The organism is Clostridium sp. SM-530-WT-3G (assembly GCF_012843905.1).
In the GTDB taxonomy this organism is placed as follows: Bacteria; Bacillota; Clostridia; order Clostridiales; family Clostridiaceae; genus Clostridium.
In genome coordinates this window covers 1-12,168 of record NZ_JABAGC010000003.1, presented here as the reverse complement: position 1 = coordinate 12,168, position 12,168 = coordinate 1, and the positions used below count along the sequence as shown (strand labels likewise).

Annotated in this window: 10 protein-coding genes and 1 CRISPR repeat array; of the genes, 2 read left to right on the top strand and 8 right to left on the bottom strand. The window is 26.9% G+C overall.

Annotation, left to right across the window (positions count from 1 at the left end):
- Positions 1 to 23 precede the first annotated feature (23 nt).
- The 5 genes from HF850_RS01845 to HF850_RS01825 form a co-directional block, all read right to left on the bottom strand.
- Positions 24 to 464, bottom strand: coding sequence for a hypothetical protein (locus HF850_RS01845; RefSeq protein WP_169103784.1), 441 nt, complete (start codon positions 462 to 464; stop codon positions 24 to 26).
- Position 465: 1 nt separating this feature from the next.
- A complete protein-coding gene (locus HF850_RS01840; protein ID WP_169103783.1) occupies positions 466 to 810 on the bottom strand; it encodes an STAS-like domain-containing protein in 345 nt (114 codons plus the stop codon).
- 2 nt (positions 811 to 812) lie between these two features.
- The gene (locus HF850_RS01835; protein ID WP_169103782.1) at positions 813 to 1,604 is read right to left on the bottom strand and encodes a hypothetical protein; all 792 of its coding nucleotides are present in this window, start codon (positions 1,602 to 1,604) and stop codon (positions 813 to 815) included.
- Positions 1,605 to 1,717: 113 nt separating this feature from the next.
- Positions 1,718 to 1,957, bottom strand: a complete 240-nt coding sequence (locus HF850_RS01830; RefSeq protein WP_169103781.1) for a hypothetical protein — start codon at positions 1,955 to 1,957, stop codon at positions 1,718 to 1,720.
- Between the two features lie 210 nt (positions 1,958 to 2,167).
- Complete coding sequence (locus tag HF850_RS01825; RefSeq protein ID WP_347564376.1) at positions 2,168 to 3,535, bottom strand: AAA family ATPase; 1,368 nt, start codon at positions 3,533 to 3,535, stop codon at positions 2,168 to 2,170.
- Positions 3,536 to 4,069: 534 nt separating this feature from the next.
- On the opposite strand from HF850_RS01825, the gene HF850_RS01820 reads away from it, so the two are divergent.
- Both HF850_RS01820 and HF850_RS01815 read left to right on the top strand, forming a co-directional pair.
- On the top strand, positions 4,070 to 4,555 hold the full coding sequence (locus tag HF850_RS01820; RefSeq protein ID WP_206151562.1) for a hypothetical protein: 486 nt from the start codon (positions 4,070 to 4,072) through the stop codon (positions 4,553 to 4,555).
- Between the two features lie 58 nt (positions 4,556 to 4,613).
- On the top strand, positions 4,614 to 4,811 hold the full coding sequence (locus HF850_RS01815; RefSeq protein WP_169103780.1) for a YvrJ family protein: 198 nt from the start codon (positions 4,614 to 4,616) through the stop codon (positions 4,809 to 4,811).
- 181 nt (positions 4,812 to 4,992) lie between these two features.
- Positions 4,993 to 7,139: direct repeats of the CRISPR family, unit length 36 nt; unit sequence GTTATAGTTCCTAGTAAAATCTCGATATGCTATAAT.
- Between the two features lie 50 nt (positions 7,140 to 7,189).
- Here the strand turns inward: HF850_RS01815 and cas2 are convergent.
- The 3 genes from cas2 to cas9 are packed head-to-tail and all read right to left on the bottom strand — an operon-like array spanning position 7,190 to position 11,615.
- Positions 7,190 to 7,513 (bottom strand): CRISPR-associated endonuclease Cas2, encoded by a 324-nt coding sequence (gene cas2, locus HF850_RS01810; RefSeq protein ID WP_243159364.1) that lies wholly within the window; start codon positions 7,511 to 7,513, stop codon positions 7,190 to 7,192.
- On the bottom strand, positions 7,506 to 8,405 hold the full coding sequence (cas1, locus tag HF850_RS01805) for a type II CRISPR-associated endonuclease Cas1 (RefSeq protein ID WP_169103779.1): 900 nt from the start codon (positions 8,403 to 8,405) through the stop codon (positions 7,506 to 7,508). Before cas1 ends, cas2 begins: the two co-directional genes overlap by 8 nt.
- 3 nt (positions 8,406 to 8,408) lie before the next feature.
- Entirely contained in the window at positions 8,409 to 11,615 is a 3,207-nt protein-coding gene (gene cas9, locus HF850_RS01800; RefSeq protein ID WP_169103778.1) for a type II CRISPR RNA-guided endonuclease Cas9, read from the bottom strand.
- Positions 11,616 to 12,168 lie beyond the last annotated feature (553 nt).

Sequence of the window (12,168 nt, the reverse complement as noted above, 5' to 3'; positions counted from 1 at the left end):
TTATATATATTTCTTTCTTACTACTATTCAGTTGCATAATATACATTTATATCATCTATTGTTTTAAAATCCCTATCATCAGTAATAAAATTCTTTACCCCTTTACTCTTTAAATATTCAATAACAATATAATCAAATATATCACAGCTATTATTTTTGATATTACTTACAAAATCATTAATATCACTCTCAGTAAGTTGTATTAATTCAATCTGCCCATCATATGACTCATTAATCTGCAAGAGTATTGTTTCTATTTCGTTTTTATATTTTTCTCTTTCTTGTTCTATATTTCTAAAAGCCTTTTTCTTTATTCTAGTATTATTAGTAGCCTTATATATTTTAAATTCACTATTTTCTACAACATGCATAAGCTCAGTCACATTAAATATAGTAGTAACAAGCTTATTTCCATTCTCAAGTAGAGCTTCAACAAAGTTTGGATATTTGGTAACTCCATTCATACTAATCTTCAGGATTTTTTATGATATTTAGTATCTTCTCTTCAACTTCCTTATTTGGCTTATATTTTTCAACTGCATTCTTATACGAACTTTCATATGTACTTTTACCTAAAGGAGATAAATTAGTTACTGATATGAATTCATCGTATTTTTTAGGACCAAGGGTAGAAATAATATACCCAGTACTAAAATTAAAGAATAATGTAGTAAACTTGCTTATGCCTGAAAAGTCTAGAATAATCTTATCTTCATTTTTCAAACACTCTTCAATCTTTCCTCTTAATATAAGAGCTTTCTCTTGTGAAAATGCACTCTTAAACAATTCATTAACAACAATAGTTTTCATCATTACTCCTCCTGACTTTCTCCTACTATGTATATGTGATCACTATCTGCAATAATATTAATTATTATTAATGTTCCCATTATAGTATAATCTAAATCTATAAATTTTCTTTCTTTATTAGTAATTATACAACAAACATTATCTGTATATATAGACATTGTGCCATTGTTCATCTTTATAAAACTTTCAAGTCTACTTAATCCTAGACCTCTTTTAACAAATTCATCTTCAATAGTAGATTTTCCTTCAGTCATAGCCCATTCAACACATTCTCTTGATGTCATGCACTTTCCAAGATGGTCTCTTACGTTATCAGGTATTCCAATTCCCATATCGTATATTGAAAAAATCAATTGTTTTTTTGTATCCATCCAATATCCTGAAGAAAATACTTCAATAGGGCTCTTGGAATGCACTAAAGAATTTTGATATACTTCATAAAAATATGATGATAATATATCCTTCGCATCATTAGTTATGTTAATAGGTGCTAAAGACATTATCTTATCTGTATAAGTCTCCATAGCATCTTCATCGGAAATTCTATCAAATGTAATTGCCCTATCCGTTGAATATTTCACATGATCTTTATAGAAATATTCATAAATTCCAACTTGTTTCATGAATTTAAAAATAGGATTATTGGGCTTGTTCTCAAATTTAAATTTCACATATTTATTTACCGTTCTAGCATACACGCACAATGTTCCAATAATTACTGCAACAGCAGCGTTTATAAACTTACATTTAGTAAAATTAAGTATTAGCTTTTCTTCTTCTCCATTTAATATCATCTAATAAATTAATTTATTTTATACTTAAGTACTTTTAAAATTTAAATTTTATGGCAAAAATAACGCCTGAGATTATTCTCTGGCGTTATTTTTATACTAAAATTCCTCTTCTATTAAAAATTAAATTCCTTTACAACAGTACTTGTACTTTTAATATAATCTTCCCCAATTTTATCAATTCCAGTACATATACTTTTTAAGTTACAATTGTCACAACTTCCTATTATGCCTTCACGTCTAATAGAACACTCAAGCTCATCACCTAAAGTTGAATTTCTAATTGCAAGAGCTATCTGCTTCTTATCAAATGTATCAGAATTATAATTCTTCATTTTAATTTCATCATTAACCATAATAAACACTCCAATCAATCTTTAATTCAGTATTTATTATTTATATATGGATAAAACAAACAAAACACATGAAAACTAATTTTAGATTTGAATATCTTTCTATTATAAAAATAATAAATTAAAGAAATAAGGAGCTCACTTAGTTGTGTGAACTCCTTGAATTATTCATTAATTCATACTTTAAATATTATTTTTCTCAGCTTATTACTATTAAACTATACTTTCAAACTGTAATCTAGGGAAAAGATATATAGGAATTGTATAGACTTTATTAGCCGCTCCGCCTTTAGTCATACCCTTAAGATATATTGCAAAATTTATTTTTCCCTTTTCAAGACACTTTGTTATTGTTTTACCTACATTCTTACCTGCTTTAACTTCTATTCCATATATAGTTCCATTATCTCTATTTCTGTATACAAAATCTAATTCTCCACTACCATATACAGCAAACATAGGTGTAACATTTATTTTTTCGCATAAACAATGATAAACAAATGTTTCATTAATAGCTCCATCAGCTTCAGACTTTAATATGTTTTCTTTTTTCATAATGTAATTTGCCATTCCAATATCACTTATGAAATATCTCTGTCTTCTTTTTATATTGGTAAAATCAAAATCTACAAGTTTGTCACAGTCTTTTATAAATTTAGATGTATAGAACCATTGTAATACTCTATTAGTATTTTCCTTAGTTATATTGCTTGAATACTGTTTAGTTATTATCTTCTGCAATTCTTCACCATAGCTTGCTTCTTTAAGGCCTTTCTTCCCGCTGATAAGTATTTGCATTATTGCTCCTACACAATCTTCAAACATTTTGGCTGAAAGAATATCTCCATCAAAATATCTTGCAGATTCTTCACAGAAAACACGCAATAGTTTTTCAAATAATCCATCTATATTATCCATACCATTTTCTATATATTCGCATACAACTTCTGGATAGCCTCCAACAACAGTATAATCTTTATACTTGTTATACATTAAATCATATTGTTCACTTGGGGATGAACCAAATAGATTCAAAGAATTATACTCATCAGTTAAATTTAATGCATTTATAAATTCAGTAAAAGATAATGGTTTTATCTCTAGAAAATCTATATCTCCCATAGGCGACCAGAATTCTTTTCTCATTACAACTCTTCCAAGATAGCTTCCAGTCATAATAAAATGAGTATCAAATTCTCTCGCAAACTGCCTTATCATATTATAAATCTTATAAGATTCCTGTATTTCATCTATTATAACAACACAGCCTTCATTATCTTCAAACTTATTAGAATATCTCTTAAACATTTCTTTTAAAGAATTAGTAGACTCTCTATCTAATGTTCCATTCAAACGTTCTTTCCTAATCTGTTCATTAATATCAAGAAGGTCTTCTCCACTTTCTTCTAAAAGATTTATATAAATTATATTTTTATAATTCTCTTCTGCAAACTTCTTTACTAAATAAGTCTTACCAACTTGTCTTGCCCCTTCAACTAACAAAACTTTATTATTATGATTATTTTTCCAATTGAGTAAGTCATTATATGCATCTCTCTTTAGGTCAATTTTATTTATCACTATATCACTTCCTTTAATCAGCGCTTATGTAAAATTTTATACCTCTAGGATAAATAGTATATTTTAAGTACTTCATTTATATATATTTTAACTATGTAGTCTCCTTAGAGTAGACTAAAAGTTGACTATCTAAGCCTTATAAGTTAGATAGTTGATTATCTATTATAATTTCTATTTTTATAAACTTAAATACAGATGTGATTAAAAAATTAATTTAAATATTTTTATATAAACATTATATACTATTAAATTCTTGTAATAAAGTTAATTCTAACTCTATAGAGATTAAAGTACTATAATAAAATTCACTAAAGATTATTTAAATCCCAAAGAATAGTTAATCCTAAATTCATAAATTCTCTAAAGCACTCATTCTACAAGCAAATATATAAGAATATATATTCATTTATATTTTTATTCTTATATTCAAAAGAATACATATACTTATATTTCTATATTCATTTATTCTCATATTTTTAAGAATATTTATTCTCCACCCATATAATAAAAATAAAATATTAAGGAGCTGTTGGCATGGCAAGAAAAAAGAAAAATTCTATAGATACTTTTGGATGTCCAGTTGAAGAGGATAATAATGATATATCAGGATTTAGTGATGAGCCTGTAATTACTGGTACCTGTCTTTCATCATTTTCATTTGATGATACAGATAATAATGAAGCGATTAATATTTCACAAGATTATAATAATAAAGAAATTTCATTTACTGATGCAAAAACTCTAGATACTAATAGAAATATTAATAATACTAGAGCCAAAACAAATAACTATAACACTGAAATTTTTGATAATCGTAGAACTCCTATAGCAAATGGTGCTGCCCCTGCTATTGATGGAGAAACTCCTAGTGTTAGAAGATGCTATATACTTAGAGAATCTACTATAAGAAAAATTAATGAACTTAAAATGATGGATAATGATATTAGTATATGTGTAAGTACTATTGTAGATCAAGCAATAGACTATTACTATAATACGATTTTATCTTCAAAGAATTAATAATTTACTTTAGATTTATTTACTCACCTCCATATATATACTCCAGGAGGTGAGTATCATGGAAGTTAATGAATTAATGAACTTAATAGTTAATAATGGTTTTCCTGTAGCTGTAGCAGCATATCTGCTTATACGCTTAGAGAAACAGATTAATTCTCTTTCAGGTTCTATTAATAAACTTAATACCATAATTTCTGCTAAACTTGGAGTTGTTATTGATAATGATCCAGGGGATGATACTGGAAAGGTTGCATAAGAAAAAAAGCAGTAAATATTTATAAAACTATTTGCTGCTTTTTTGTTTAATATATTTTACTATTTATCTCTATATAAAGTACATCACTCTAACTAACTAATAATATTTTTCATAGTTTAATAATAACAATAAGATTAGAACATGTTATAATTATACATAAGCCTAGCATGCTCTGAGCTTAGTTATAGTTCCTAGTAAAATCTCGATATGCTATAATGATTACTACAGGAAATTATGTAAAGGACGAGTTATAGTTCCTAGTAAAATCTCGATATGCTATAATTTAAACAACAAAGATGATTTTAATGATTTTGTTATAGTTCCTAGTAAAATCTCGATATGCTATAATAAAAATAAAGTTCTAGATGAAAAAATACAGGTTATAGTTCCTAGTAAAATCTCGATATGCTATAATCCGCAAGAAATAATGTATAAAAGTTCAAGTGTTATAGTTCCTAGTAAAATCTCGATATGCTATAATTAAGTTCATAATACAAAACTGCTGAATTATGTTATAGTTCCTAGTAAAATCTCGATATGCTATAATTTGTATAATGGATTAAATTCTGTTTTCTTTGTTATAGTTCCTAGTAAAATCTCGATATGCTATAATTTGAAAAAAGATTATAAATTATCTACAGTAGTTATAGTTCCTAGTAAAATCTCGATATGCTATAATAATTACTTCTACATCACCATTAGAATAAGAGTTATAGTTCCTAGTAAAATCTCGATATGCTATAATTTGAAAAAAGATTATAAATTATCTACAGTAGTTATAGTTCCTAGTAAAATCTCGATATGCTATAATTACTACAACGTTGATATGTGTATAAGTATTGTTATAGTTCCTAGTAAAATCTCGATATGCTATAATTTGGCACGCTAACGCTCCTATCTGCGATGCGTTATAGTTCCTAGTAAAATCTCGATATGCTATAATCGAACAAGAAACTGTTTCTTATATAGCTGAGTTATAGTTCCTAGTAAAATCTCGATATGCTATAATCCTGCTGTCGTAGGATCAATTACTATCCCTGTTATAGTTCCTAGTAAAATCTCGATATGCTATAATAACTATAGACAACATACCTTATTATATTTAGTTATAGTTCCTAGTAAAATCTCGATATGCTATAATACATTGGCAATAATTAAGGAAAACGTAGAAGTTATAGTTCCTAGTAAAATCTCGATATGCTATAATAATATATTTAATATATCGCCAATAATAGGAGTTATAGTTCCTAGTAAAATCTCGATATGCTATAATGAAAAGTATAAAGGTATAATAGAAATTTATGTTATAGTTCCTAGTAAAATCTCGATATGCTATAATGAATCTAATAGCACAAGATCTTCATGTAATGTTATAGTTCCTAGTAAAATCTCGATATGCTATAATAGTCAATTCTTATAGGTGAATTAATATTTGGTTATAGTTCCTAGTAAAATCTCGATATGCTATAATGAAAAGTATAAAGGTATAATAGAAATTTATGTTATAGTTCCTAGTAAAATCTCGATATGCTATAATAAAAAAGCAGGATATTTATTATTAGTGATAGTTATAGTTCCTAGTAAAATCTCGATATGCTATAATATATACAGAAAAATATTCATTGACTTTAAAGTTATAGTTCCTAGTAAAATCTCGATATGATATAATATGAAAGTAACAATTAGTGGTACTATTTTGGTTATAGTTCCTAGTAAAATCTCGATATGCTATAATTTTGATGGCTGAATAGGTGTTAACAGGATAGTTATAGTTCCTAGTAAAATCTCGATATGCTATAATCTCATGTAATACATTTAGAAATAAACAACAGTTATAGTTCCTAGTAAAATCTCGATATGCTATAATAAAAGAGCGATTGAAAATGCACGTTATGTAGTTATAGTTCCTAGTAAAATCTCGATATGCTATAATTGCATACTTAACATTAGGTCTTTCAAAACAGTTATAGTTCCTAGTAAAATCTCGATATGCTATAATCAACTTATTCTCCTATTGAATTTGGATTTGTTATAGTTCCTAGTAAAATCTCGATATGCTATAATATAATAATGTTAAAAGATAGATATTATGATGTTATAGTTCCTAGTAAAATCTCGATATGCTATAATAAAAAAGCAGGATATTTATTATTAGTGATAGTTATAGTTCCTAGTAAAATCTCGATATGCTATAATAAAAGGAACTGCAACAGGAGGAAAACCTGGGTTATAGTTCCTAGTAAAATCTCGATATGCTATAATGATTCTAAAGATTATAGTATCGTTGCTGATGTTATAGTTCCTAGTAAAATCTCGATATGCTATAATGGAACTATGAAATCCCATGTAATTTACTTGATTACAGGGGATTTTATCATTTAAAAAATACTTAATTGTGTTGCTTTTACCTTTTTTTCTTGTGGTTTTTGTTTACCCACAAGAAATTTCATCTGTGTATATTGTTTTTCTGTTATCTGAAGATATCTTACTGATCCCTTTTGTGGCAAATTATGAATAAGTCTTGATATATGCTTATTTGTTCCTTCATTACCATTACATATTCTAGAATACACTGAAAGTTGCACCATATTATATCCATCATTAATTAGAAATCTTCTAAACTTCTGATATTCTTTTCTATCTTCATACTTTACTACAGGCAAATCAAAAAATACTAATAATCTCATAAATCTACTACTCATATAAATGATATTCCAATTTTTTTATATAGGGCAATTTCAATAATTCATAATTCTTTTTATTACAACAAGCTGAATAAGAAGCTATAACTATATCTATTGCGTTCAAAATTGATTGATTTTGTCCATCTATAATACACTCATAGTTTAGAAGATCTATTAATTCAATTCTATTTTCCTTTGTAAAATCATCACTATCTCTCATATTTTCATAAACCCATAAATCAACTATAGGTCTGAAAGGTTCAATAAAATCATCAGCTAAATTAAAGCTGTTTAACTCACTACAGTGGTTAACTCCTAATGCGCAGTTGAATCCATATGCAACTAACGATCTAGCAATAGCACTTCTCATTATTGTATATCCATAATTAAGTCCAGCATTGATTATATCAGAATTTCTTCTTTTAAATTCTTCTCCAAATAAGCATGTAAAATAAAATTTTGCTCCAACTGCTTCTCTATTATTTTTATCTCCACTTTCAACTTTTTCTAATAATTTATATAAATATTCAAATCCATTTAATCCAAGTAGTTCAAGGCACTTTCCTTGATTATACAGCTTTCTCATAACTATTTTCTGCCATATCCTTTTTCTAAACGCTGCACTTGAATTTAACTGTTCTTTCATTATTTTGTAAGTTTTATAGTGCGAATTAATTGGTAAAACTATTGCATTTGGCAAATGTTTTTCATTACACAATATTGTAGCCACATTATTTTCTGCAAGATTTGAAAGTAATTTATTGGTTAATCTAATTCCAATGGCGTCAATGACTAACGTTGAAATATCTTCAATTGGTACCTTATAACTTTCATCAGTAGTTATAGTTATACTATTATTTTTAACTGCAAGATTTGCAGAATGCGAAATTACTATGCTTCTAAAGCTCAATTTTTACTTACCACCTTTTACTTTATAATATTCTCCAAGCACATTAACTTCATATTTATTTAATTCCTCTACTCCAGACTTTATACCAATCCCTCTAGATCGTGATGAATTATCATGAGCTTCAATTGTAAATGATGCTGTAGCTCTATCAAAACTATTAAAGTATCCAAAGAATCCTTTTTTCTTTTTATACTTTATTTCTATTAAGTCATTTTTATATACTGAAAATTTAAAATTATATTCTTCAGTAATATCAGTCCAATCTTTTTCACTCTTTCCAGCTAATGCTGCTTTTTTAGGTCTAACTCCTTTTGCTATATCTATTCTATATACTGGTACTGAATAATATATTCCTTCTTTTTCATAGATATCTACTCTTACGATCCCATCTTTCTGTACCTTTCCTTTATTTAAATCAAGCATATCTTTAGCAATTAAATTGGTGACTATTTTGATACTTTTTACGACAGGACCTAATTTTCCACTTTTAGTAGGTTTTCTAAATCCATTTTCAAATGCCTTTTTTGCATTACCATCATAACTAACTAATTGTGCTTTTATTGAATCATATAAATTTTTATCACTAATATAATTATATACATTATCCATATCAGATAACTTTAAATCACATAAGTTCTTTTTTACAATAGATTTATTATTTTTAAATGCATTGGCTGAATATACAGTTTCTTTAAATAATATCCCACCAGCTTTTCTATCAGGAACTCTAGACACAAATATAGGTCTTACAATATTTTTAATGAATTCATCATCATAAGAATCAAATGATGATTTTTTAAGTTCTTCTTTTGGATTATCACTTAATCTAAGGTTTAATTCCTGTGTAAAACCTCTCCATGGTCTTGGAAGTACCTCTTCCAATAATACTTTGTTTTCTTTAATTATATTTTCATCTACTACCTCACCAGTTTCTATATCTATATATTCTTCATTACGTTTAATGTATTTTAATTCATTAGCTTTGCTATATCTTGATATTTCATTAATCATTTTTTGAGTAGTTACTGCTATCACTGCAGCATCTAGTGCATGATGCTTATCCCCATCTTCTCTTACTTTAATCAATCCCCATTTTGCTCTTAAAAATGATGTAGCTCTCCCATTGATTGAAATTACTTTCTTACTATTACTTTTTACATTATCCTCTTTAAATATCAGTCTATTTTCTATATAGTTAGCAATATATTTTGATATATATCTTGTATCATTTAAATTTCTCGATTTAAATGCTTTTTGTTCTTCTTCTGAAAGTTTCTTTTTAAGTAGGTTAGTTTTCTTTTTAAATCCAAGGCTGCTCTGTTCTACCCAAACCTCAAATCTATGCCATCTATCTATATCACTTCCAAAATACTCATAAGGTATCCTATTTTTTTTATTCTGATTCTCTATCCCCTTAACAAGAACTTTATTACTTAAACTATCATCAAAACATCTGCTAAAAGGTATAATATGATCAATTTCATATAAGCCTGGTTTAAATAAATCATCTATATAAATATGTTCTTGAGAATATGCACATTCTTCTTTTTGTTCCTTCCAAAGCCTATATTTTAATAATTCTCCTCCTGTAGGTTCTTTTCTCATAAGTTCTTTAAGTTCATTTCTAATTTTTTCTTTATTATCTCTGTTTTCTTTCTGCTCCTTTTCAATACTTTTTCTATCCTTAAAGTTTTTAGCTAAATCTCTAGCGAGTTCTATATTTATCCCTCTAGGCGAACCATACTTATCTATAACTGCATTAACAACTTTTCTAGTCTGAGTTAATGAACGGATTACAACAGGATTAACAATTTCCTCTGTATTTATTAGAGGAAGTTTTAATTCTTTTGTTCCTTTAAAAACTGCTTTAAAATCATATCCTGCTTTCTCACATGCTTCACTATACTGATAGCCTTCTTTCACATATGGTAATATTTTTTCTATTGCTTTTATAGATAAATTATTAAACTTTGTAAATGATATCTCAATAACTGCATTTATAATGTTTTGTTCTACATTTCTTATTTTTAGTTGTTTTATGATATCTTCATCTGTTTTTGCAATTGTAAGAACATATGCCATATCATTAAGAAGCTTTCTATCATTTTTGATATTATCCCATTTTTCTTTTCCAAGATTTTTTTCTATTGATTTCTTAATTTCATGATATCCTTTCATAGATACAAATTTTGAATTTTCAGTTTTAGATATATCAATTTTATTACTATAAGTAAGTCCTGAAAATCTATCATCATTATTTAATAATAAAAGCTTTCTTAAATCCTTATATTTTATTTCACTTTTTTTATATGCATTATCAATTATTATATTACGTTCTTCTTTTGTAAGACCTCGCTTATTTCCATTATTTATAATTGACAGCCTGTTCATATTATCGTATAAGATAAATTCTTCAACTGAAATACAGTTTTTAGGTGCTCTAAGTTCTTTCTTATCTTTTTCAAAAGTACAGTATCCAATCATTTTTTCCAAATCTTCAAACTTTGAATATGGTCTTTGTGCATTAAAAATATTTAAATATTCTTTCTCAATTTGCTCATCTGCGAAATCTAATCCGAAATCTCTTTGACTCTTAAATAATAGTTTTACTTCATCTTCAATCATGGTTCTAGATACACACATATTATAATTGCCATTTTTATTTCTAATAGGCATATACTTATCCATAGATTCTTCTTTTAACTTGCACATATATTCAGCTACAGTTCTAGCATTTAAATCAATCATATGCTTTTTATTATTTTTTATACTTAAAATAAGCTGTCCAGTTTCTTTATCTTTTGCTTCATTTTTTCTATTAGATTTAAACCCTCTTCTTTTACATAAATTAATTAAAATCTTAGCCCATTCTGTAGCTGTAACTCTTTGATTTAATGCTTTTACTCTTAAATGCCAGATATCTTCATGTTTATTGTACAAATTATCCATTTCTTCTTTTGATAAAATTCCACAATCACTAATTAATTTTCTTACTCTTTTGATTCTATAAGCCTTACGCCTTAAGAGTCTTCTTCTACCTCTTGCAAGCCTTCTTGGAAGGGCCAATGATGAGCCATCTTTAGGATGTTCTGCTGCCTGAAAAATTCTCACCCCTAAATCTTCTATTCTTTCTTTATCTAAGTTTATTACTGCCCATCCAACAGATGCTATTCCAATATCTAAACCAAGTCTATAATTAATATCTTTCACAGTAAAAGTCCCCTTTCATTTCATTTAATTTATATACACTTTACATAATATTATTCAAATTTTATATAAAAAAAAGGATACCCCAAACTCAAAAATGAATTTGGGGATACCTTACGGCTTTTTGCCTTATTATAGTAACTAGTAAAATCTCGATATGCTACAACCAGTTCCTATACTTATCATTATACCATTATTACATTTATTGTAAATACCTTTTTAAATAAATTGCAATAATAGCATAACAAAACACTCTTAATCGTTTAATTTATCAAATTAAACATTAATATCATAATAGTAATGAAACTTCCCTTTACTTCTTGAACTTAACGCTCCAATTATTTTCCACACTTCTTACAAGCTCTTAATCCTTTTCCTTGTGCTTCTTCCAACGTCATCTGTACTGGATTTTTCATTCCACTACACCCTTTATCAAAGTGATAGTGTAAAGTTGTTTACACTACGCTTTTTAATTTTTTTTTATATTTCAAGGGTTCCGACCATTTTTTTGTATAAAAAAACAATGACCCCCTTAATTTCATGTTATAATTGAGTT